The following is a 21,806-nucleotide window of genomic DNA, read 5'->3' as shown; positions in this document are numbered from 1 at the left end:
ATTCCGCGCGACCCGCACGACGTCGTCGCGGAACTCCTTGGGGTATGGCTTAGGCACGGTGCACATCCTTCCAGTGGCACCCTGCGGCACCACAGATCAGATGTCACCTATCCGTGCAGCAGACCCGTCCTCCAGCTGTTGCCGGTCCAATTTTGAGGTTGATGCTACTGGCGGCCTTCGATCAACCGGACGGGAATCGTTGCACCGTTCGTTGGTTTCAGGGGGACGCCCTGCGCTCTCACGTGGCTCTGCAGACAAGTTCAGGCAGGTTCCGGCGGCACAAGATGCTGCTGCACCACTACCAAGCCTTCCGTGATCATGACGGGACATCTGTCTCGGCCGAGGACGCCAAGGCTGGTGCCCCCGATCCGCGACCGTTTTACGACGGAATCCTAGAATGGCGGAGGATCTACGCCTTCTTGACGGAGCGCTTCCCGGGACGTGGGAACCAGTGACCCATTAGCATGGAAACGCTCCGGGATCTCAGAAGCGGACTGCGTGCCACCCGTCGAAGGTGGCCCTAACTATCCGTCGTCTTGAATCCTTGTACTTCTACGACCACCACGACCTTTCCTCGATTCTCCGGGGCGCCTCTGGAGGCGATTCATGGCCGACGACGTCGCGACCTGGTTTCAACTGTCCAAAGCTTCCGGCACGCCGCTGGTCCACACTGGCAAGCCCGGTGCAAAACTGCACATCGAGGCGTGCCCCCACCTGTCCACGACGTCAGCTCTATTGGCGGCGACCCCGGAGTCTGCCGCAGGGCGTGCCCTGTGCGAGTCGTGTCGTCCCGAACTCGAGCAGCGTGGGCGCACCTACTACGACACGCTGGAGCGCGGGATGGAAGCACTGCCAGTCCCTGTCCAGAACCGCGCCCTGGTACGTGACTTCATCGCAGATAACGACATCAGGCACGGCCTCGTGTGGATACCGGCCTCACGTCAGTACGTGGCGCTCGGTGGACCAGACCAGCTCACCACGTACATCAACAAGTACTCGATCTGGCACGACTACAAGGTCACCGAGCTTCCTGGGTACACCCGCGGCAGCGGTGGAGGTCCGACAGGCTCCGAGAGCCGGGAGTCCGCCCCATGTCCGACGTGCTTCATGCAACTACCCGCGACCGGCGTCTGCGACACCTGCGGCTGACACCTCACCGCACGGGAACCGTCGGCCGCGGGTGCGTAGAGGTCACCCCTCGCTCTTCGGCGCCCGAATCTCAGGTCGCAACTCGACGGAGCCAAGTGGAGCGGCGATATATATCTCGCCGTTGCGGCGCCGCAGGATAAGCGTGCGCCCGTCCTCGCCGATCGTGGCGTTCCTCGCCCTCGCTGTCCTCACCGCTCGCGGAGCTGAGAGCCTCGCCAGTCCGGCCGCCGCAGGGTCCGTCTCCGCCGCCGGGGCCGCGTGAGAGCGGTCAGCCTTGACAGCAGTCAGGCAGCACGGCGCCTCGCCACTCGTCACGGGCGGCGGGGCGCGCAACTACCAGGTCGGCGCTCTTCTCATACGCCCGTCCGAGCGGCGCAGCTCCGGACGGCCCGCCGAACGTGTTCGGACTCGTCGGCGAACGGCTCGCGGCAAGGTTGAACATCGCAACGGCCCCGCTCCCGACCAAGAGCCCGAAGCCGAGGAGTGCCAGCGCGGCAGGGACGACGGCGAGGTCGAGCGCCGCCCGGCCGCTGTACGTCTGGGCCATGACTGAGGCGACAAGGCCGACGTAGCCGGTCGTCCCCACGGCAAGCACCCGAAGCACGTGACGTTCGCTGGCGCGGGACGCCAGGAGCACGAGTGCCAGCGCCGGGAGGACCTGGGCCGCGTGCAGGGCGACGGCGTGCGGCACCTTGAGGGCGCCTGCGGCGCCAAACGTGTTGCCGCCCTCCGCGATCATCTGAACGCCGACCGCCTGGCTGACGAGCATCAGGACCAAGCCCAGCCGGATGGCCCGCGCGAGAGGGCGAGGGGCATCCACACGGAAGAAGGACCGCACCGTGATGAGCACGGTCAGGATGCCGATCAGCGTGACGAGCGATCCCATCATCGAGAAGACGAGTCCGTCGAACGCGGTGCTCTCGTTGAAGTGGGAGGGGACTCCGCGCCACCTCTGCATGGAGATCAGGGCGACCTCGCCCACGGACGCCAGCGAGTACGTCCCGAGGACGGCCCAGCCGACGGCCTTCCGTGGTCGCAGGAAGGTCGTGATCCAGGTGAGCGTCGCCAACGTGATGCCGAAGGAGAGCCCGAACACGATGGGTTTGCGCCAGGAGATCGGACCCACCCACGGCCCGCCGTCCACGAGGAAGACGGCGGCGTGGAAGGCAGCACTGGCGATGAGCAGACCGCTGCACAGATAGGCGAAACGCTGGTAGGGCGCCACGGGTGTGAAGCGACCGACGTGCAGCAGATCTATGGCCACATCCCTCATCGGGGACCACCGCCCTCGGCCGTCCGGGCGGACCGGGCGACCCGTCGTGGCAGGGGCCGGAGGACAAGCGCCGAAGCCTGACCTGTCGGCTCACCTGCGCGCGCCATGCTACGCCCGCCTGGGTCAACTCCCAGGGGCAGCGGGCTGGCCGGCGCTCAGCAAGTCCCGAGTGATCTCCGCCTGGCCGAGGTGCTGGCACAGCTCCTCGAACACGTGGAGCAGGACGCCGCGGCACGTGCCGGTCCAGAACTCCTCTCGCCCAGGCGGGACGGCCACCGGCGCACTGTCCAGCACGGTCTGGCGCACGTCACCCTCGAACGCCGACCGGGTCGTTCGCGCGAGGCTCGCCACCTCGGCGACGGTCGTCCGTGCCCGGAACTCCGCGTCGCGATGGCGTGGAATCGGGACGCCCAGGTTCACGGTGCTGGACCAGTTCCGCATCATGCCGCAGCAGTGGACCAGGATGGCGACCGGCGAGTTCGCGCCCTCGACGTCGGGGCGCAGGTTGGCCAGCTCGTCGCCCAGGTCGACGACCAGCTGCGTCAGCTCGTCGAACTTCTGCAGGCAGTACCGGAGAAGGATGTCGTCGCTCTCCCCCACGGGCGTCTCCTCTGAGTCTCGGCGGTAGGAACCGCCTCCTGCCACGGCGGCCGCGCCGCGCTCTTTGCCTTTTCTCGGTCGCCTCAGCGCGGTCGCGGCGTCCCGGTCCCGGGGTTCGCCACGGCTTCCGCGGCGGCCTTGTGCCCCGCCGCTTCCATCCCGATGTAGCGGCACGTGAGCCGCCCGGTGAGCAGCCGCGCGAGCGGGGCGAGCGGACCGTGGTGGAAGACGCCGAGCAGCAGGCGGCTGTGCCGTTCCCCCACGGGCACCACCGTGTGCGTCGCGACGGTCCGCACCCCGGGCGAGGACGCCGCCCACACGAATGACTCCCCCGGCCGCCAGGCCACCACCCGCCACACCATGACCGGCAGCCTCGGCTGGCTGATCCGCACCCGCGCGTCCGGCCCGAGAGGTCCGCCGTCGAGCAGCTCGACCGAGGTCATCGAGGGCGTCCGCTCCGGCCACCGGGTGGGGTCGGCGAGCACCTCCCACACGGCCGCGGCGGGTGCCGCGACCTCGACCTTGGCGCTGACCGCGCCACCCGGCCCTCGCCGCGCTGACCGCTGACCTCTCGCCATGATCGCCTCCGAGCTCGGCACCGGCCGGACGGCTCAACTCTGCCCGGCCGCCTGCCCTCTGCACCACCATGGACGCATGAGCACCGTCGACGAGGCCATCGCCGGGGTCCCCTCGCCGTCGCGCGAGGCCCTCCAGCACGTCATCGACATCGCCCGACGGCTCGCGCCCGACGCCGAGGACGGCATCAGCTACGGGATGCCCGCCCTGCGGGTGGCCGGCAAGCCGTACGTCAGCGTCGTCGCCGCGGCAAAGCACCTCTCGCTCTTCCCGTTCTCCCCCGCCGCGATCGACGCCGTGCGGGACGACCTCGAGGGCTGGTCGCTGTCCAAGGGCACCGTGCGCTTCACCGCGGAGCACCCGCTTCCCGACGACGTCATCGAGCGTCTCCTTCGCGCCCGGCTGGCGGAGATCACCGGGAGCTAGCCGCCCCGCCGCGGTCGACCTGCCGCGCCTCGGAACCTCCATCGAAACGCTTCCGGGAAACGCTTGCGCACGGGCAGCAGCGTGCCGTAGTGTCCCGTCCAGCTTCGCAGTCGAAGCGTTTAGACAGTTCCTCGGAGCAGCGTGGACGGAGGATCGATGGCGACCATCAAGGACGTGGCCAGTGCGGCCGGCGTCTCCATCAGCACCGTCTCGTACGCGCTCAGCGGCAAGCGGGCGATCGCCGAGTCCACGCGCCGCCGCATCGAGGACGCCGTGCGCGAGCTCGACTACCGCCCCAACGCCGGTGCCCGCATGCTCGCCGGACGGCGGACGTACATCCTCGCCGTGACCGAGCCCCTCCGGCCCGACACCTACACCCCGGCCCACATGGCGTTCGTCCTGGCCGTCGCGACCGCCGCGCGCCGCTACGACTACGACGTCCTCCTCCTCACCCAGGAGGAGGCCGACGCCGGCCTCCGGCGGGTCACCTCGAGCCGGCTCGTCGACGGCGTGATCGTCCTCGACGTGCTCCGCGACGACGAGCGGGCCGACCTGGTCCGCTCCCTCGACCTCCCCGCCGTGCTCATCGGCGTGCCGGACAACACCGACGGCCTGGTCTGCGTGGACCTCGACTTCGAGGCGGCCGCCCGCCTCGCCGTCGACCGGCTCGCCGACGCCGGGCACCTCACCGTCGGCCTCCTCGGCCACCCGGCCTCGGTGTACGAGCGCGGCTCGAACTTCCCGCCCCGCTTCCGGGACGCCTTCCTCGAGCACGCCGCCCACCGCGGCCTCGAGGCCCGCTTCGCCACCGGCGAGCACGACCCCGCCCAGGTGCGCGCCGCCGTCACCACCCTGCTCGGGCCCGACGGCGACCTCACGGGGCTCGTCATGCACGGCGAGGAGCAGACCCAGCGGGAGGCCCTGACGTACGTGGCGGAGCGCGGCCTCACGGTCCCCGGCGACCTCTCGGTCATCTCCGCCGGGTCCACCTTCGACACCTCCACCTTCGACCCGCCGCTCGACGTCATCCCGCTCGTCCCCGGGGCGAGCTCCGAGCGCGCCGTCGAGCTCGCCATCGCGCAGCTGTCCGAGCCGGTCGAGCCGCGCGTCGAGCTGCTGGCGCCCACGTACGTCGACCACGGCTCCGTCACCCCCCGCTAGGCCACCCCCGCACCACCGAGGAAGGACTTCTCCGCGCCACTTATCGAAACGCTTCGACGAAGTATCGCCCAGCAGTACCCCGCTCAGCAGACCACCACATCACGACCCCCATCCCCCGCGGACGCACCGCGGGCCTACGAGGAGGTAGGAACATGAACCGCAGGACGACGACGATCGGCGCGGCCGCCCTCGCGGCGAGCGCCCTGGTGCTCGCCGGGTGCGGGTCCTCGGGCGAGGCCGAGGCCGAGGGAGGCGGCGGCGACGTCCTCCGCCAGTGGCACTTCGAGTCCGAGACCTCGGCCATGGGCATCGCCTGGGAGGAGGCGATCCGCGTCTTCGAGGAGGAGACCGGCGCCACCGTGGAGCTCGAGGCCAAGAGCTTCGAGCAGATCCGCTCCACCGCCAGCCAGGTGCTCAACTCCGACGAGGCGCCGGACATCCTCGAGTACAACAAGGGCAACGCCACCGCCGGCCTGCTCGCCAGCCAGGGGCTGCTCAGCCCGCTGGACGACGCCGTCGAGGAGTACGGCTGGGACGACCAGCTCGCCCCGGCCCTGCAGACCACGGCCCGTTACGACGAGAACGGCGTCATGGGCTCGGGCAGCTGGTACGGCGTGCCCAACTACGGCGAGTTCGTCGAGGTCTACTACAACGTCGACATGTTCGAGGAGGCCGGGCTCGAGGTCCCGACCACCCTGGAGGAGTTCGAGGCGGCCCTCGCGGCCTTCGCCGACCAGGGCGTCACCCCGCTGGCCGAGGCGGCCGCGGAGTACCCCCTCGGCCAGCTCTGGTACCAGCTGGCGCTGACGAAGGCGGACCGCGACTTCGTCGACGCCTACCAGCTGTACACCGACGAGGTGGACTTCAGTGGCGAGGAGATCACCTTCGCCACCGAGACCGTCAAGGACTGGACGGACAAGGGCTACATCTCCACCAACGCCACCGGCCTGAAGGCGGAGGACGCCGGCACCGCCTTCATCGGCGGGGAGTACCCGATCTTCTTCTCCGGCTCCTGGTGGCACAACCGCTTCACCACCGAGATCACCGACTTCGAGTTCGGCACCTTCCTCTTCCCGGGCGCCGAGATGTCCCCCGGCTCCGCGGGCAACATGTGGGTGATCCCCGAGCGGGCCCAGAACGCGGACCTTGCGCAGGAGTTCATCGACGTCACCATGCGCCCCGAGATCCAGGCGCTGATCGGCAACAACGGCGGCGTCCCCGTCGCGGCCGACCCGGCCGACATCACCGACGAGAAGTCCGCGCAGCTCATCGAGAACTTCAACACCCTCAACGAGCGGGACGGCATCGCCTTCTACCCCGACTGGCCGACCCCGACGTTCTACGACGAGCTCAACGCCGGTCTGCAGGAGCTCCTCAACGGCACCCAGTCTCCCGCCGAGGTGCAGGAGCAGCTCGGCCAGCAGTACGAGGCCGGCGTCGCCGACATCACGGGCTGACGCCCGACTGCCGCGGGCGGCCGCCCCGCCCGCGGCACCCCCTCCCACCCGACCGCCACGCGAGGAGACCCCCATGGCGAGCGCCACGGCGCCGGTCGTGCCGGCGAGCCCGGCCACGCCGAAGAAGCGGCCCGGCCGCAACGGCCTGATCCCGGGACTGAGCCGGAACAGCTACTGGATCTACCTGGTCCCGGGCCTGGTCCTGCTCACCCTCATCATTCTCGTTCCGCTGGCGTGGAACGTGTACCTGACCTTCACCTCCTACCGCGGGATCAAGCCGCCGGAGTGGATCGGCCTGGAGAACTGGTCGCGGCTCTTCGCCGACGAGGTGTTCTGGACGTCCTTCCAGAACTCCCTCGCGATGGTGCTGGCCATGGTGGTCGTCCCGACCCTGCTCGGGCTCGTGCTGGCCGCCATGCTCTTCGACCTGGTGGGCCGCAAGTTCGGCGGGCGGGTGGCCAGCTTCCTGCGGGCCACCTACTACCTCCCGCAGATCCTGCCCACCGTGATCGCCGCGATCGTCATCGGCTGGATCCTGCGCCCGGAGAACGGCGCCCTGAACCAGGTGCTCGACGCCGTCGGCCTCGACGCGCTGCAGCGCAACTGGCTCGGCAGCCCGGACACCGCGCTCGTCTCGATCATGGTGGTGCTCGTCTGGGTGCAGATCGGCTACCCGGTGGTCATCTTCATGGCGGCCCTGCAGCGGGTCGACCCCGAGCTCTACGAGGCCGCCGAGCTCGACGGCGCCAACTGGTTCCAGCGCTTCCGCGCCATCACGGTGGGCATCATCCGCCCAGAGATCTTCGTGGTCGTCCTCACCTGCACCATCGCCGCCCTGAAGGTCTTCGGCCCGGTCTACGCCCTCACCGGCGGCGGCCCCGGCACCTCCACGATCGTCCCGGCCTACTACGCCTACTCCGAGTTCTTCCAGTCCCAGCGGGTCGGGTACGGCGCCACCATCGCCACCGCCCTCACCGCCGTCATCGCCGTCGTCGCCGTCGCCTTCATCGTCGTGCAGACCCGGCTCGAGCGCCGGGAGGAGCAGCGCTGATGGCCACCACCACGGAAACCCTCGACGCCCCGACCACCACGGCCCGGCCGGCGGCGCCGGGCAAGGTGCGCGGTCATCGCACCCGGCGCTCGGCCGGCGACTGGGTGATCCTCGCCCTCGCCGTGCTGTTCGGGCTGGTCATCGCCGTGCCGTTCCTGATGATCCTCGTCAACTCGTTCAAGTCCCCGGCCGACTACAACGCCTCCGGACCGCTGAGCCTGCCCACCAGCCTCTACACCGACGGCCTCGTCGCGTTCTGGGAGCGGGTGAACTTCCCGGAGAAGCTGTGGAACAGCTTCTTCATCTCCGGCATGGTCGCCGTCCTCGCCGTCGCCCTCTCCGTCTTGAACGCCTTCGCCCTGGGCATCGGACGGGTCAAGGGACGCACCTGGATCGTGGTGCTGATCCTCCTGGCCAACATGCTCCCGCAGGAGGTGCTGCTCTACCCCCTGTACTTCATGTTCAAGGAGGTCGGGCTCTACGACAACGTCTGGTCGGTCATCATCATCTTCACCGTCATCCAGAGCGCGTTCGGCACCTACCTGCTCGCGTCGGTCTTCGGCACCTTCCCCAAGGAGCTCCTCGAGGCGGCCTCCCTCGACGGCGCCAGCCGCCGCACCATCCTGTGGCGCGTCGTCTACCCCATCTCGCGGCCCACGCTCGCGGTGCTGCTGATCTTCTTCTTCATCTGGACCTGGAACGAGTTCCTCATCCCGTTGACGTTCCTCGTCTCCAACGCCACCCAGACGGTGCCCGTGGCCATCACGGTCCTCCAGGGCGACCGGCTCATGGACGTCACCACCACGAGCGCCTCCGCGCTGCTCGGGCTCATCCCCACGCTCATCTTCTTCCTCATCTTCCAACGCACCCTCACCCGGGGCATCACCGCAGGAGCCGTGAAGTAAATGAAGTTCACCGACGGGTTCTGGCACACGCGGCCCGGCGTCGACGCCCAGTACGCGGCCGAGGCCTACGACATCGAGGCCAGGGACGACGCCGACGGCGGGCGCCTGGTGGTCCTGGCCCCGACCCGGGTCATCACCGGCCGCGGCGACACCCTCAACCGCGCCCTGCTGACCGTGACCCTGTCCAGCCCGCTCGAGGGGGTGGTGAAGGTCCGCATCGAGCACCACCGCGGCGCGCGCACCACCGCGGGCTTCGACCTCCTGGGCGCGGAGCCGGGCCACGGCGTCGCCGCCGCGGGCCCGGCCGGCGGGACGCTCGAGAGCGGGCCGCTGCGGGCCCGGGTCTCCCCCGGCGACCCGTGGGACCTGACGTTCGAGGCCGGCGGCGCGGTGCTGACCCGCTCCGGCCACAAGTCGATCGGCTACGTCACCCTCTCCCCCGACGCTCCCGTCGCCGCCGACCCGGCCGGCGTGGCCGGAGTGACGACGACGGGCCGCGCGCCGTCGTCGTCCTACCTCCACAACCAGCTCTCCCTCGGCGTCGGCGAGCTCGTCTACGGCCTCGGCGAGCGCTTCGGCCCGCTGGTCAAGAACGGCCAGAGCGTCGACATCTGGAACGCCGACGGCGGCACCTCCAGCGAGCAGGCCTACAAGAACGTGCCGTTCTACCTCACCAACCGCGGCTACGGCGTGCTGGTCAACCACCCGGAGCACGTCTCCTTCGAGGTGGGAAGCGAGGCCGTCGAGCAGGTGCAGTTCTCCGTGCCCGGCGAGGCGCTGGAGTACCTGGTCATCTACGGCCCCACCCCCGCGCAGGTCGTCGAGCGGTACACGGCCCTGACGGGCCGGCCCGCCAAGGTCCCGGCGTGGTCCTACGGGCTGTGGCTCTCGACGTCGTTCACCACCGACTACGACGAGGCCACGGTCAACCGGTTCATCGACGGCATGGCCGAGCGCGACCTGCCGCTCAGCGTCTTCCACTTCGACACGTTCTGGATGCGGGACTTCTCCTGGACAGACTTCGAGTGGGACCCGCGGGTCTTCCCCGACCCGGAGGGCATGCTCGCCCGCCTCCACGAGCGCGGCCTGAAGGTCAGCGCCTGGCTCAACCCCTACATCGCCCAGCGCGGCGCCCTGTTCGACGAGGCCGCCGCCGCCGGCTACCTCGTGCGCCGCCCCGACGGCAGCGTCTGGCAGTGGGACAGGTGGCAGGCGGGCATGGGCCTGGTGGACTTCACCAACCCGGCCGCGCGCGCCTGGTACCAGGGCAAGGTCCGCACCCTCCTGGCCCAGGGCGTCGACACGATCAAGACCGACTTCGGCGAGCGCGTGCCCACCGACGTCGTCTGGCACGACGGCTCCGACCCGGGCGCCATGCACAACTGGTACACCCAGCTCTACAACGAGGCCGTCTTCGAGGTGCTCGAGGAGGTCCGCGGCACGGGCGACGCCGTCGTCTTCGCCCGCTCGGCCACCGTGGGCGGGCACCGGCTGCCGGTGCACTGGGGCGGGGACAACTCCTCCAGCTTCGAGTCCATGGCCGAGTCGCTGCGCGGCGGGCTCTCGCTCACGCTGAGCGGGTTCTCCTTCTGGAGCCACGACATCGGGGGCTTCGAGGGCACCCCGGACCCGGCGGTGTTCAAGCGCTGGGTCGCTTTCGGGCTCATGTCCAGCCACTCGCGCCTGCACGGCTCGCAGAACTACCGCGTGCCGTGGGCGTTCGACGACGACTCCGCGCGCGAGGCCGACGGCCAGGACGCCGTCTCGGTGACCCGTCGGTTCACCAGGCTCAAGCTCGAGCTGATGCCCTACCTCTACCAGGCCGGCGTGGAGGCCCACGAGCGGGGCGTCCCCGTCATGCGGGCCATGGCGCTGGAGTTCCCCGGCGACCCGGCCGTGGAGTACCTCGACCGGCAGTACCTGCTCGGCCGCGACCTGCTCGTCGCGCCGGTGTTCTCCGCCGCGGGCGACGTCACCTACTACCTGCCCGCCGGGACGTGGACGAACCTGCTGACCGGGGAGACCGCCGGCGGCGGATGGCGCACCGAGCGGCACGACTTCTCCTCCCTGCCGCTGTGGGTGCGCGAGGACGCCGTGCTCGTCACCGGGCCCGGCGCCGACCGGCCGGACTACGACTACGCGGAGAACCCGCTGGTCACGGTCTACCTCGGCACCGCGGACCGCACCGTCGCCGTCACCCACCCCGAAACCGGAGAGGTCACGACCTTCGCCGTCGTCCGGTCCGACGGCGGAGCCACGGTCACCGCCTCCCCGGCGGTGCCGTTCCGGGCCCGGCTCGCCGGCGGCGAGACCGTCGAGGCTTCCGCCGGCACGGCGGAGGTGCGGGCATGAGCGCCTTCGACCTGGCTCCGGGCGACGACTACCGCGGCACGGGCCTGAGGTTTCCCGACAACTTCGTGCTCGGCTCGGCCACGGCCTCGTACCAGATCGAGGGCGCGGCCCGGGAGGACGGGCGCGGCCCGAGCATCTGGGACACCTTCAGCCACACCCCCGGCAGGGTGTGGAACGGCGACACCGGGGACGTGGCGGACGACCATTACCACCGCCTCGACGAGGACCTCGACCTCATGGCCGACCTCGGCCTGCACGCCTACCGGTTCTCGATCGCCTGGCCGCGCATCCAGCCCACCGGCACGGGACCGGCGAACCAGGCCGGCCTGGACTTCTACTCCCGGCTCGTCGACGGCCTGCTCGTGCGCGGCATCCGCCCGATCGCCACGCTGTACCACTGGGACCTCCCGCAGGCGCTCGAGGACGCGGGCGGCTGGACGAACCGGGCCACGTCCGAGGCGTTCGGCGACTACGCCGCGATCGTCGGCGCGGCGCTCGGGGACCGGGTGGCCACCTGGACCACGCTCAACGAGCCGTGGTGCTCCGCCTACCTCGGCTACGGGTCCGGCGCGCACGCGCCCGGCCGCACGGAGCCGGCGTCGGCGCTCGCCGCCGTCCACCACCTCAACCTCGCCCACGGGCTGGGCCTGCAGGCGCTGCGGAGCGTGGTGACGGCGCAGACCGAGTACTCCGTCACGCTCAACCTGCACGTGTTCCGGGGCTTCGGCGACGGCGCGGAGGAGGCGGTGCGTCAGACGGACGGCCTGGCCAACCGGGTCTTCCTGCAACCCATGCTGGAGGGCAGCTACCCCGCGGACGTGCTGGCCGACACCGCCTCGGTGACCGACTGGTCCTTCGTGCGCGACGGTGACGCGCGGACGATCTGCCAGCCGCTCGACGTGCTGGGGGTCAACTACTACTCCACCACCGGCGTGCGCCTGTGGGACGGGGTGTCCCCGCGGCAGACGGACGACGGTCACAAGGACGCCGGCGGCTCCCCGTGGCCGGGCGCCGACCGGGTGGAGTTCCTCCGGATGCCGGGCCCGTACACGGCGATGGGGTGGAACATCGAGCCCGCCGGGCTGGAGGAGCTGCTCGTCTCGGTCTCCCGGCGCTATCCCTCCCTGCCCCTCATGGTCACCGAGAACGGTGCCGCGTTCGACGACGAGGTGGTCGAGGACCCGACCCGGCCGACCGGCGTCGCCGTCCACGACGACGACCGGATCGACTACCTGCGCCGCCACCTCACCGCCTGCCACCGCGCGCTCGAGCGCGGGGTGGACCTGCGCGGCTACCTCGTCTGGTCGCTGCTCGACAACTTCGAGTGGGGCTACGGCTACTCCAGGCGGTTCGGCATCGTCCGCGTCGACTACGACACCCTGGAGCGGATCCCCAAGGACAGCGCGCGCTGGTTCGCCGAGCTCGCCCGCACCAGCCGGATCCCCGCGGAGCCGCTCCACGCCCGGTAGCGAGGTGTCAGCCGGCCGGGCGCGGCGAGCCCGTCCGCCGTCGTTCCTCGCGCCGCCTGACCAGCTCCTCGACGGCGCTCGGGAGGGTCGTCTCGAAGTCGATGAGCTTGACCCAGGTCGGAGTCACGACGATCCGCACCATGGCCTCGTAGAGCGAGCGGACCTCGGCCTCCCAGTGAACCCGTTGCTCGGGCGTCATCTCGTAGGTGCCGTTCATCTGGAGGTACTCCTCCGGGATGCCCTCGACGAGGTCCAGCTCCGCCCGGCCGCGGATCAGGAGGATCTTCGGCGGGTGCACCTCGGTGTCGATGGTCAGGGCCACCGCCGGGTTGCGCCGCAGGGCTTCGAGCTTCGGGGCGTTGGGAGTCGTGCACATGACGATCTCCGCACCGTTCCAGGTGAAGCCGATCGGCACGACGCGCGGGGTGCCGTCCCCGGCGACGTAGGCCAGCCGGGTCACGTCGCGGGCCAGCAGCTCCTGGCTGGTCGGGTGGTTCAGGATCTCGGCGATCTTGTTCGGCTCCACAGTCAGCTCTCCTTCGTCGGACGGCCGCCGGTCGCGGCCCTCATGCCTGCTCGCCCCGGGGACGGAGCCGGCGCCGCCATCTCGACACCGTGGGGCGAGATCGCCTGCGCCACGGACCGCCCCTGCTAGCGGCCGAACCAGCGAGTCCGGCGGACCGAGCCGAAGTCCGCCTTCTCCTCGGCGTATCTCGTCGCGGGTCCCAGGAGCGGGGCGGACGGTCCGCCCTTGGCACGGAACCTCACATCGACGCGGCCGACCTCGCCGCCCCCGAACTCCACGAAGCACAGCCCCGCGCCGTCGAACGGCGGCGCCTCGCCCCCGCGGACCTCCGCGGTGATCGCCTCGGCCACCGCCCGGGCCGCTGACTCGGCGAACACCCCTGCCTTGGGGATCCCGGTCTCGGCGCAGTCGCCGATGGCGAACACGCCCGGGAACGGCGTGCGCAGGGTGTACGGGTCGACCCGCACCCACCCGTTCTCGGTCAGGCCTGCGTCCGTGAGGACGTCCGGCACCTTGTGGACGGGAATCCCGATGAACAGGTCGAACGGCTCGTCGTGGTCCTTCAGGTGCGCGACCCTCGTCGCCGGGTCGATCCCGTACACCCGGTGTCGCTTGGTGTACCGGATGCCACGGTCGGCCATCGTCCTCTCCACCGCTGCGGACGCCTCGGCCGAGACCGGGATGGGAGCCGGTTGCGGGGTGATCAGGTGCATCTGGCTCACCTCCCGGATGCCGCGAGCCACCAGGTAGTCGTGCAGCAGCAGGATCCCCTCGTACGGCGCGGGCGGGCACTTGAAGGGGATCGACAGCACGGCGAGCAGGATCCGGCCGCCGTCGAAGGAGGGCAGCGCGTCCCTGAAGCGCTCCGCGCCCGCGATCGAGTAGTACTCGAACCCGCCCTCGACGAAGCCGGGGGTGGCGGCCTGGTCGTAGTCCGCACCGAGGGCGACCACCAGGTAGTCGGCGTCGTACGTCGCGGCGTCGGTGACCACCCGGCGCTGCGCCGGGTCGATCGAGACCACCGTCTCCTGCCGGAACTCCACACCGGGCATGGCGAGCTCCCGGTAGGGAAGGCGCGCCTCGTCGCTCGTCAGGTTCCCGAACAGGATGTCGAGCTTGGAGAACCCGAAGGTGAAGGAGTCGCTCCGGTCCAGAAGCGTCACGTCGACCGCGTCGGCCAGCCGCTCCGACAGCAGGGTGCTGAGCTCGAGACCGCCGAAGCCGGCGCCCAGGATCACCACGCGCTTCCTCACGGTGCCAGCATGCTCCTGACTCTGCGTGGTGCGGTAGCGCCCCTCGGCAACTGGTCTTCCGGCCACCGCGGCCGCGCCCCGATCCGCCCGCCTACAGCTGACGGTCGCGGAGACCGGCCTTCCGACCGCATCGGGGAGGAGGATCGCCCCGTGCGCACGATCACGACCGCGGAGCGGCGCGCCCGGATCGCCCGCCGGCACGGGCTCGCGCCCGGTCACCGGCTGCCGGACGCCGTCGCGGCGACGGACGCGATGGTCGCCCTCCACGGCACCGACCACTCGACCGTGTACCTCTCGGCGTGGGCCCGCGTGGACGGCCTGACCCGGCAGGACGTCGACCGCGCCCTGTACGCGGACCGAACCCTCGTCAAGCAGCTGACGATGCGCGGCACGCTGTTCGTCGTCCCGCGCGAGACGCTCCCGGCAGCGGTGCACGGGCCGGGCGCCCGGGTGGCCGCGGCCGAGGAACGCCTCCTGGTCCGCGACCTCGAGCGGGCGGGTGTGGCGCCCGACGGCGTCCCGTGGTTCCGGGAGGCCGCGTCCGCCGTCGTCGATCGCCTGGCGGACGGGACCGAGCTGACCTTGCCGCAGCTGCGCGACGCGGTGCCCGCGCTGGGGGTGACCACCCCATACGAGGTGAGAGGTCACCGGGTCGGCGGCACCGCGGTGGGGCAGCGCATCCTCGCGGTGCTCTCGGCACGCGGGGTGATCGTGCGGGGCCACAACGACGGCGGCTGGCTGGTGTCGCGGCCGCGATGGACCTCGATGGTGCGCTGGCTCGGCGGGCCGCTGCCGGAGATGGAGCCGGACGTCGCGCGTGAGCACCTGGTGCGCCGGTGGCTGCGGGCCTTCGGGCCCGGCACCGAACAGGACCTGAGATGGTGGCTGGGCGACACCGTGCCCCACGTCCGGGCCGCGTTGCGTGCGGTCGAGGCGGAGGAGGTCGCGCTCGAGGGCGGTGGCCGGGGGTACGTGCTGCCCGACGACGTCGGCCCCGAGGAGCCGGTCGAGCCCTGGGCGGCGCTGCTGCCCACGCTGGACGCGACGACGATGGGATGGCACGAGCGGGACTGGTACCTCGGCCCGCACCGTGCCGAGCTCTTTGACCCCGGCGGCAACGGTGGGACCACGGCCTGGTGGGACGGCCGCATCGTCGGCGCGTGGCACCAGTTCGACGGCGCCCGTGTGCGGGTGCACCTGCTCGAGGACGTCGGCCGCGACGGTGCCCGGGCGCTGGAGCGCGAGGCGGAGCGGCTCACCGACTGGCTGGACGGCGCCCGCCCGGGCGACCGGTGGCCGCCGCCGGTGCTCTACGGCCTCCGCGCGAAGCTGCGGGGCGGCGCTGCTGGCGCGTGAGCCTCAGGGGGTGAACGGCGCCCGCGACGGGACGTCCGTCGCGATGGAGACGACGTCCGCGGTGATGCCGTACAGGCCCCACGCGACCATGAGCACGAACAGCACCCGGCCCGCCACCGTGACCGCGTGGCTGCGCCAGAAGCGCACGGCCGTCTCGGACCGGCTGAGGCCGAAGGCGATCACGACGGGCAGCGCGACGACGACGAGGGCAAGGTTCAGCGCGACGGCGCCCAGTCCGAGCACCAGCCACGCCGGGGCGCGACGGGCCCACCCGTCCTCCAGCCGGTCCACGACCGACGGGGCGAGCAGCCCGAAGAGGGTCGGGACGGTGACGAAGGAGACGACGGCGAGCCACTCCGGCTGCAGCACCGAGTAGTCGAACGACGAGTGGTCGTGGACGAGGAACGCCCCGCCGACGGTGCCGACGAACAGCGCGAAGAGCCCGCGCCGGCCCCGCCCGGACGGCGGCAGCACCCGCCGGACCCACAGGTATACCAGTCCCGCGATCGCGCCGAGCGCGACGGTGGTGACGAGGAGCTGGAGCGTGCCGCCCAGGGAGATCTGCCCCACCGGCTGGATGTCGTCGGTCAGCCGTCCCTGCGCCGACTCCGGCGAGGTCACCGCCAGCAGGCGCATGAGCAGCCGGCCCAGCACGCCGCCCACGAGCAGCCCGACCAGCCCGCCGCCGACCGCTCCCGCGGCCAGCGTGCGCCAGAACGCCAGCGCCGCCGGGCGGGTGCCCTCCCGGCCGGGGCCGGCGGATCTGTCCTTCACGAGCGCCATGCGTGCCTCCGGTTCGGCGCGGACACCCCCTCCCTGGGCGACAGGATGGCGGTGGCGGGCCGCCGTGTCAGCGATTTGGCCACCGTGGCCGCGGCGAGGGTCTACGGGAAAAGTGCGGACGGAAAAACGGTCAGCAATTTTCTGATTTTGAATGCTCCTGTAGTGGTGACTACCGGTCCCGTCGCCCAGTACGGTATGGCGTCCTCGGTACAGGGGTCAGCACACGTGATCTGAGGCAGGTACCCAGATGCGCAGCGACGCGCAAGAGAACCGCGTACGACTCGTCCGCGCCACCCGTGACGTCGTCGGGTGGGCCGGCTCGTCCGACGTCAGCGTTCGTGACATCGCCAACGCCGCGGGGGTCAGCCTCGCCACGCTCTACCGGCACTTCGACGGCAAGCAGGCGCTGATCGACGAGGTGTCGATCCTTCGGTGGTCCCGCATGGCCGAGCTCGCACACGAACGCCACCCGGACGAGGAACCCGTCGACCACGTCCTGAGGATCCTCGAGACCTACTCGCGAATGACCACCCGCGACAGCCGGTTCATCCGAGGGGCCGGTATCGAGGTGGGGACCACGCCGGTGCTGCACATCCGGGCCGCGTTCGAGCCCGACTTCGCGACGTCGTGGGTAGCGGCCCAGTCGGCCGGGTACATCCGGCGCACCGCCGATCCCCGCGACGCGATCGACATGGCGGGGGTGATCCGCGATCCCCAGCGTCGCGTCTCCATGCTGGCGATGCTCGCCGGCGGCCTCTGCACCGACAAGGTTGACGTGGCCGACTTCGCAGCCAAGGCGGTCTCGCGCCACTGGAAGTGAGAACCCGTCGGGCATGACGTCTCACTTGCCACTGCGACGTCCCTGGCCGGTGACAGCATCCCGGCCATGCCCGTCGACGTGTCTCATGTCACCCGGGTCCTGGCGCTCCTTCAGAGGAGCTCGTGATGGACACCGTGGTCTCCCTCTCTCTCGCTGTCGTCTCCCTTTTCGGGTTCTACGCCCTCCTCGCTCTCAGCCTGGGCATCATCTTCGGCCAGCTCGGTGTCGTGAACGTCGCGCACGGCGAGTTCGTCATGGTGGGCGCCTTCACCATGTACGCCCTCGACGCCGTCCCGTTCCTGCTGCGGGTCGCCGTCGCCGTGGGCGTCGGCCTCGTACTCGGCGTGCTGACCGAACGACTGGTGCTGGCCAAGCTGTACGCCCGGGGCTTCCTCGCCACGCTCCTGGCGATGTGGGGAGTGGCGATCGTCCTGCGTCAGGGCGCCGACGCGATCTTCGGCTCCACACCCGCATCGGTGGCCGCCCCGATCGGCGGCACCGTCGACCTCCTCGGCGTCAGCTACCCCACCTACCGGCTGGTGGCGACCGCGGTGTGCCTCGGCGTCGTCGCCGTCTCGCTGTTCGTGATCTACCGGACGAGCTTCGGCCTCAACATCCGGGCGACCGTGGACAACAGGGAGATGGCGGCCCTGCTCGGGATCCCGCCCGCGTTCATGATGACCGCCGGATTCGCCGTCGGCACTGCCATCGCGGTCCTGGCCGGTGCCGTCCAGAGCCCGATGCTCGGAGTCACCCCCAACGTGGGCGCCTCGTTCTTAGCGCCGGCCTTCTTCGCCGTGCTGCTGGGGCGTCCCGGATCGCTTCCCGGATCCATCGTGGGCGCCTTCATCGTCGCCGTCCTCAGCACGGTTCTGCGGACCTATCTCTCCGAGACCGCCGCACAGTTCGTTCTCTTCGCCCTGCTCATCGTGCTCATCGCCGCCCGTCCGAACGGGCTGACCTGGAGGAAACCGCAATGGCTCAGCAAGTCTTCAGCATCCGTGGCCGCACAGTCGGGCGCGGCATGAGGTCCGCCCGCACTCCGCTCGCCGTCGTCGTCGGTGCGAGCACGCTGCTCCTCGCCGCGTGCGGCGGTGCCGTCAGCGAGAGCTCAGAGGAGTCGTCCGGGGGCGGCCTCAAGATCGGCCTCATCGCGCCGGTCACCGGACCCGTGGTCCCGGAGGGCACCGCTCTCCAGCGCGGGTTCGAGCTCGGTGTGGAGAGGATCAACGACGCGGGAGGGGTGCTCGGCCAGCCCGTCGAGTTCGTCATGGTCGACGACGAGGCGAACGTCTCGAAGTCCACCCAGCTCGCGCAGAGACTCATCAACCAGGACCAGGTCGACATTCTCTTCGGCACGATCCCCGGCGACACGGCCGGCGCCGTCGCCGAGGTCTCCGCGGAGGCCAAGGTGCCCTTCGCCACCGCCATCATGGGCGACGCCCCGTTCTGCGGCGACTACTTCTTCTCGTTCGGAGAGCCGGACCAGAGCATGCTCGAGGGCATCGTGCCGCGGATGCTGGAGGAGTACGGCACGAACGTCGCCCTCGTCGGCAACGACTACGTGTTCCCGCGCAACTACAACGCCAAGGCGCGCGCCATGATCGAGGAGGCGGGTGGATCGGTCGTCGTCGAGGAGTACTCCCCGCTCGGCACGACGGACTGGCAGCCCGTGCTGCGGAAGATCGACGGCGCCTCGCCCGACTGGATCCTGTCGGCCGTCGTGGGCGGAGACGCGGTCACCCTTGTCACTCAGGCCGACCAGGCCGGCCTCCTGGACGACACCGGCTTCAGCGGGATCAGCCTGATCCAGGAGTTCTACCCGAGCCTCACCACCAAGACGGAGGGCATGGTTCTCAGCGGTCGGTACTCCGACCAGCTGGAGGGCGAGGCGAACGCCGACTTCGTGGAGAAGTACCGGGAGACCTACGACTTCCAGGACCCGATCCCCTCGGTCGCCGCGAACGCCTACGAGGGCGTCCAGGCGATCGCCCGCGCCGTCGAGGAGGCGGGCACCACCGAGGCGGACGCGGTGGCCGAGGCGCTCGCCGGGACCACCGTCGAGGACGGCGTCTTCGGGAACGGCCGGTTCACCGAGGACCACTACTTCGTCACCGACATGTACCTCTTCGAGATCCAGCCCGGCGGCGCCTACGCCCCGGTCGAGGAGCTCGGAGCGCTGGACACCCTTCCGCCCAACCCCGCCTGCTCATGAACCGTTCATCTCGTGTCGCGCGGATCCAGCGACGTCACGGCATAGGCCTGGCCGGGGCCGTCGTCGCGCTCGCCGCCGCCCCGTTCGTCCTGACCTCGTACCCGCTCTCGCTGCTGACACTCTCGCTGGCCTACGGGCTGTTCGCGTTCGGCCTGGACCTCGCGTGGGGTCGCGCCGGCGTGATCAGCATCGGGCACGCCGCGTTCTTCGGCGTGGGAGCCTACGGCGTCGCCATCGGGACCGAGCGTGGGGTACCGCTCCTGCTCGCGGTCCCGGTCACCCTCGCGCTGGCTGCGGTCCTCGCGCTCGCCGTCGGCCTGGCGGGCCTGCGCCGCGGCACGTCGCCGTCGACGATGGCGGTCCTGACGCTCGCCCTGACGCTCCTCGCCGAGCAGGCCGCACGGTCGCTGCTCAGTCTGACCAACGGCTCCAACGGCCTGTTCGTCGGGTCCGGCGGGATCGTCAGCACGTACTACCGCACCGCGGTGGTCGTCGCCCTGACGGTCGCCGTCGTGTGGGCCCACCTCCTGCGTGGACGCTTCGGGCGGCGGCTGCTCGCCGTGCGGATCAACGAGCCGCGCTCCGAACACCTCGGCATCGACCCCCGTCGGGTCAAGATCCAGGCCTTCGTGCTCAGCGCCACCGTGGCGGCGCTGGCCGGTGTGGTCGCCGCGCCCATCGTCGGCCTCGTCTCGCCCGGTATCGCAGGCGTCGTCATGTCGACCCAGGTGCTCGTCTTCCTGGCCGTCGGCGGCCGGGGCTCCATCCTCGGAGCGTTCCTCGGTGCGGCTCTGGTGACGATCGGGCAGGAGTACCTCGGTGCCGCGATCGGCAGCTGGTACCTGTTCGTCATCGGGATCATCTTCGTGCTCGTCGTCCGGTTCGCGCCGGGCGGGCTCGTGGGTCTGGTGACGGCGAGGCTGCGCCGGCCCGTGTCCGAGACCGCGTCGCAGGGAGCGGTGGTCCAGCCGCCGGCGGACCGGCCGGACGCCCCGGGGACCCGGCTCCCGGCGACGGACCGGCCCGGCGCCGATGCGGCCGACGTGGCGATCGACGTCCGGGACCTGACGAAGAGCTTCGACGCTACGCCGGTCATCCGGGGCGTGGATCTTCAGATCCGGCAGGGCGAGGTGGTGTGCCTCATCGGTCCCAACGGCGCGGGCAAGACCACCCTGCTCAACCTCGTCGCGGGCGACCTCCGGCCCACGAGCGGCCAGATCCACCTCAAGGGTCAGGACGTCGCCAGCTGGCATCCCCACCACCGCGCCGCTCTCGGGCTCGGCCGACTCTTCCAGACGCCCAGCGTCTACCCCGAACTCACCCCGGCGCAGAACCTGGCACTCGCCCAGGCGGAGGCGTACCAGTCCGTGTCCCTCCCGCCGGAGCTCGCTCGCTTCGCCGACGTCGACGACACACCGGCCAGCGATCTCTCGCTCGCCGACCAGCGAGCCCTCGAGCTCGCCCTGACGATCGCGTGGGGTCCCGAGATCGTGCTGCTGGACGAACCGGCCGCCGGGCTCTCGCACGAGGACTCCGTCCGGCTGGCGGGGACGCTCCGGGCCATCAACAAGGATCTCGGCTGCACCCTCGTCGTCGTCGAGCACGACATGGACATCGTCCGCCAACTAGGCGACCGGGTGGTCGTCCTGGCCGAGGGCCGGGTCCTGGTCAGCGGTGACATGGACGAGGTGGCCAGCCACGACGAGGTGCGCGCCGCCTACATAGGAGCGGTCTGATGCTGAAGCTCGAGAACATGACGGCCGGGTACGGAAAGACCCGGATCGTCGACGACGTGGATCTGGAGATCCCGGCCGGGGAGGTGGTGGCCCTGCTGGGCCGCAACGGCATGGGAAAGACCACGCTGCTGCGGAGCATGTTCGGGCTCTGCGACGTTTTCGCCGGCCGGCTGACCATGGACGGAACCCCCTTGCCGCTGGAACGTCCCGAGCGGCTCGCCCAGCACGGGCTCTCCTTCATGCCGGACCATCGCGGCGTCTTCCCGAGCCTCTCCATCGAGGAGAACCTGCGCCTGGCGCAGCGGCGGAGCTACACCCCGCCCGTCGACGTCTTCGCACTCTTCCCCCTGCTCCGGGATCGATCCCGGCAGCTGGCGGGGGTGCTCTCCGGAGGGCAGAAGCAACAGCTCGGCCTCGCCCGGGCGATGCTCGCCGGCGAGCGACTCATCGTCGTCGACGAGTTCTCCCAGGGCCTGCAGCCCTCCCTCGCGAAGGCGGCACTGGAGGCTCTCCGCAGGATCGCCGACACGGGGGTGAGCGTCCTGCTCGTGGAGCAGGGCCCCCAGCTCCCGCTCGCCTACGCCGACCGAATCATCGGCATGGTCAAGGGCCGTGTCGTCTTCGACGAGGAAGTCCCCCGTCTCCGAGTCAACCCAGAGCCTCTGACGAACCTTCTCGTCGTCGGCTAGTCCACCCGA

The 21,806-nt window shown here is 70.8% G+C and carries 20 protein-coding genes; 14 read left to right on the top strand and 6 right to left on the bottom strand.

Annotated elements, in window-relative coordinates; genetic code table 11:
• The first annotated feature begins 606 nt into the window (after window positions 1-606).
• Window positions 607-1,149 carry a hypothetical protein gene (locus ABD774_RS13820; protein WP_345042245.1) on the top strand — a complete coding sequence of 181 codons (543 nt, stop codon included), beginning with the start codon at window positions 607-609 and terminating at the stop codon, window positions 1,147-1,149.
• 268 nt (window positions 1,150-1,417) lie between these two features.
• Here ABD774_RS13820 and ABD774_RS13815 read toward each other — a convergent pair whose 3' ends face one another.
• The 3 genes from ABD774_RS13815 to ABD774_RS13805 form a co-directional block, all read right to left on the bottom strand.
• Window positions 1,418-2,422, bottom strand: a complete 1,005-nt coding sequence (locus ABD774_RS13815) for a hypothetical protein (protein ID WP_345042243.1) — start codon at window positions 2,420-2,422, stop codon at window positions 1,418-1,420.
• Between the two features lie 123 nt (window positions 2,423-2,545).
• Window positions 2,546-3,022 (bottom strand): mycothiol transferase, encoded by a 477-nt coding sequence (locus ABD774_RS13810; RefSeq protein WP_345042241.1) that lies wholly within the window; start codon window positions 3,020-3,022, stop codon window positions 2,546-2,548.
• 83 nt (window positions 3,023-3,105) lie between these two features.
• Window positions 3,106-3,600, bottom strand: coding sequence for an SRPBCC family protein (locus tag ABD774_RS13805; protein ID WP_345042238.1), 495 nt, complete (start codon window positions 3,598-3,600; stop codon window positions 3,106-3,108).
• Window positions 3,601-3,676: 76 nt separating this feature from the next.
• On the opposite strand from ABD774_RS13805, the gene ABD774_RS13800 reads away from it, so the two are divergent.
• The 7 genes from ABD774_RS13800 (at window position 3,677) to ABD774_RS13770 (ending at window position 12,419) form a co-directional block, all read left to right on the top strand.
• Window positions 3,677-4,024 (top strand): iron chaperone, encoded by a 348-nt coding sequence (locus ABD774_RS13800; RefSeq protein ID WP_345042236.1) that lies wholly within the window; start codon window positions 3,677-3,679, stop codon window positions 4,022-4,024.
• A gap of 156 nt (window positions 4,025-4,180) precedes the next feature.
• Window positions 4,181-5,185: a LacI family DNA-binding transcriptional regulator gene (locus ABD774_RS13795; RefSeq protein ID WP_345042233.1), complete on the top strand. Its 1,005-nt coding sequence runs from the start codon at window positions 4,181-4,183 to the stop codon at window positions 5,183-5,185.
• A 152-nt stretch (window positions 5,186-5,337) separates the two neighbouring features.
• Window positions 5,338-6,642 (top strand): ABC transporter substrate-binding protein, encoded by a 1,305-nt coding sequence (locus ABD774_RS13790; protein ID WP_345042231.1) that lies wholly within the window; start codon window positions 5,338-5,340, stop codon window positions 6,640-6,642.
• Window positions 6,643-6,715: 73 nt separating this feature from the next.
• A complete protein-coding gene (locus ABD774_RS13785; RefSeq protein WP_345042229.1) occupies window positions 6,716-7,693 on the top strand; it encodes a carbohydrate ABC transporter permease in 978 nt (325 codons plus the stop codon).
• The gene (locus tag ABD774_RS13780; protein ID WP_345042227.1) at window positions 7,693-8,598 is read left to right on the top strand and encodes a carbohydrate ABC transporter permease; all 906 of its coding nucleotides are present in this window, start codon (window positions 7,693-7,695) and stop codon (window positions 8,596-8,598) included. The genes ABD774_RS13785 and ABD774_RS13780 overlap by 1 nt, the downstream gene beginning before the upstream one ends.
• On the top strand, window positions 8,599-10,950 hold the full coding sequence (yicI, locus tag ABD774_RS13775) for an alpha-xylosidase (protein ID WP_345042224.1): 2,352 nt from the start codon (window positions 8,599-8,601) through the stop codon (window positions 10,948-10,950).
• A complete protein-coding gene (locus ABD774_RS13770) occupies window positions 10,947-12,419 on the top strand; it encodes a GH1 family beta-glucosidase (RefSeq protein ID WP_345042222.1) in 1,473 nt (490 codons plus the stop codon). The genes yicI and ABD774_RS13770 overlap by 4 nt, the downstream gene beginning before the upstream one ends.
• A 7-nt stretch (window positions 12,420-12,426) precedes the next feature.
• Here ABD774_RS13770 and ABD774_RS13765 read toward each other — a convergent pair whose 3' ends face one another.
• Together ABD774_RS13765 and ABD774_RS13760 are read right to left on the bottom strand one after the other, a co-directional pair.
• Window positions 12,427-12,945, bottom strand: a complete 519-nt coding sequence (locus tag ABD774_RS13765; protein WP_345042220.1) for a pyridoxamine 5'-phosphate oxidase family protein — start codon at window positions 12,943-12,945, stop codon at window positions 12,427-12,429.
• Window positions 12,946-13,070: 125 nt separating this feature from the next.
• Entirely contained in the window at window positions 13,071-14,198 is a 1,128-nt protein-coding gene (locus ABD774_RS13760; RefSeq protein WP_345042218.1) for an NAD(P)/FAD-dependent oxidoreductase, read from the bottom strand.
• A 150-nt stretch (window positions 14,199-14,348) separates the two neighbouring features.
• Here ABD774_RS13760 and ABD774_RS13755 point away from each other — a divergent pair, with 150 nt between their 5' ends.
• A complete protein-coding gene (locus tag ABD774_RS13755) occupies window positions 14,349-15,554 on the top strand; it encodes a winged helix DNA-binding domain-containing protein (protein WP_345042216.1) in 1,206 nt (401 codons plus the stop codon).
• A gap of 3 nt (window positions 15,555-15,557) precedes the next feature.
• Here the strand turns inward: ABD774_RS13755 and ABD774_RS13750 are convergent, their stop codons facing one another.
• A complete protein-coding gene (locus ABD774_RS13750; protein WP_345042214.1) occupies window positions 15,558-16,337 on the bottom strand; it encodes a hypothetical protein in 780 nt (259 codons plus the stop codon).
• A gap of 247 nt (window positions 16,338-16,584) precedes the next feature.
• Here ABD774_RS13750 and ABD774_RS13745 point away from each other — a divergent pair, with 247 nt between their 5' ends.
• The 5 genes from ABD774_RS13745 (at window position 16,585) to ABD774_RS13725 (ending at window position 21,797) form a co-directional block, all read left to right on the top strand.
• A complete protein-coding gene (locus ABD774_RS13745; protein WP_345042212.1) occupies window positions 16,585-17,157 on the top strand; it encodes a TetR/AcrR family transcriptional regulator in 573 nt (190 codons plus the stop codon).
• Between the two features lie 125 nt (window positions 17,158-17,282).
• Window positions 17,283-18,185, top strand: coding sequence for a branched-chain amino acid ABC transporter permease (locus ABD774_RS13740; RefSeq protein ID WP_345042210.1), 903 nt, complete (start codon window positions 17,283-17,285; stop codon window positions 18,183-18,185).
• Entirely contained in the window at window positions 18,134-19,372 is a 1,239-nt protein-coding gene (locus ABD774_RS13735) for an ABC transporter substrate-binding protein (RefSeq protein ID WP_345042208.1), read from the top strand. The genes ABD774_RS13740 and ABD774_RS13735 overlap by 52 nt, the downstream gene beginning before the upstream one ends.
• Window positions 19,369-21,108, top strand: coding sequence for a branched-chain amino acid ABC transporter ATP-binding protein/permease (locus ABD774_RS13730; RefSeq protein WP_345042206.1), 1,740 nt, complete (start codon window positions 19,369-19,371; stop codon window positions 21,106-21,108). The genes ABD774_RS13735 and ABD774_RS13730 overlap by 4 nt, the downstream gene beginning before the upstream one ends.
• Window positions 21,108-21,797, top strand: a complete 690-nt coding sequence (locus ABD774_RS13725) for an ABC transporter ATP-binding protein (protein ID WP_345042204.1) — start codon at window positions 21,108-21,110, stop codon at window positions 21,795-21,797. The genes ABD774_RS13730 and ABD774_RS13725 overlap by 1 nt, the downstream gene beginning before the upstream one ends.
• Window positions 21,798-21,806: the final 9 nt, after the last annotated feature.

This window comes from Georgenia daeguensis (assembly GCF_039537705.1).
Classification (GTDB): Bacteria; Actinomycetota; Actinomycetes; order Actinomycetales; family Actinomycetaceae; genus Georgenia; species Georgenia daeguensis.
Note: the sequence above shows the minus strand (reverse complement) of the source record. Positions and strands in the feature narration are given on the sequence as shown.

What these genes read in the sequence shown, in the direction of transcription:
- ABD774_RS13725 (WP_345042204.1), top strand. Translation starts at nt 21,108, where the DNA reads ATGCTGAAGCTCGAGAACATGACGGCCGGGTACGGAAAGACCCGGATC.
- ABD774_RS13805 (WP_345042238.1), bottom strand. Translation starts at nt 3,600, where the DNA reads ATGGCGAGAGGTCAGCGGTCAGCGCGGCGAGGGCCGGGTGGCGCGGTC.
- yicI (WP_345042224.1), top strand. Translation starts at nt 8,599, where the DNA reads ATGAAGTTCACCGACGGGTTCTGGCACACGCGGCCCGGCGTCGACGCC.
- ABD774_RS13750 (WP_345042214.1), bottom strand. Translation starts at nt 16,337, where the DNA reads ATGGCGCTCGTGAAGGACAGATCCGCCGGCCCCGGCCGGGAGGGCACC.
- ABD774_RS13800 (WP_345042236.1), top strand. Translation starts at nt 3,677, where the DNA reads ATGAGCACCGTCGACGAGGCCATCGCCGGGGTCCCCTCGCCGTCGCGC.
- ABD774_RS13820 (WP_345042245.1), top strand. Translation starts at nt 607, where the DNA reads ATGGCCGACGACGTCGCGACCTGGTTTCAACTGTCCAAAGCTTCCGGC.
- ABD774_RS13785 (WP_345042229.1), top strand. Translation starts at nt 6,716, where the DNA reads ATGGCGAGCGCCACGGCGCCGGTCGTGCCGGCGAGCCCGGCCACGCCG.
- ABD774_RS13730 (WP_345042206.1), top strand. Translation starts at nt 19,369, where the DNA reads ATGAACCGTTCATCTCGTGTCGCGCGGATCCAGCGACGTCACGGCATA.
- ABD774_RS13815 (WP_345042243.1), bottom strand. Translation starts at nt 2,422, where the DNA reads ATGAGGGATGTGGCCATAGATCTGCTGCACGTCGGTCGCTTCACACCC.
- ABD774_RS13795 (WP_345042233.1), top strand. Translation starts at nt 4,181, where the DNA reads ATGGCGACCATCAAGGACGTGGCCAGTGCGGCCGGCGTCTCCATCAGC.
- ABD774_RS13770 (WP_345042222.1), top strand. Translation starts at nt 10,947, where the DNA reads ATGAGCGCCTTCGACCTGGCTCCGGGCGACGACTACCGCGGCACGGGC.
- ABD774_RS13780 (WP_345042227.1), top strand. Translation starts at nt 7,693, where the DNA reads ATGGCCACCACCACGGAAACCCTCGACGCCCCGACCACCACGGCCCGG.
- ABD774_RS13735 (WP_345042208.1), top strand. Translation starts at nt 18,134, where the DNA reads ATGGCTCAGCAAGTCTTCAGCATCCGTGGCCGCACAGTCGGGCGCGGC.
- ABD774_RS13745 (WP_345042212.1), top strand. Translation starts at nt 16,585, where the DNA reads ATGCGCAGCGACGCGCAAGAGAACCGCGTACGACTCGTCCGCGCCACC.
- ABD774_RS13740 (WP_345042210.1), top strand. Translation starts at nt 17,283, where the DNA reads ATGGACACCGTGGTCTCCCTCTCTCTCGCTGTCGTCTCCCTTTTCGGG.
- ABD774_RS13790 (WP_345042231.1), top strand. Translation starts at nt 5,338, where the DNA reads ATGAACCGCAGGACGACGACGATCGGCGCGGCCGCCCTCGCGGCGAGC.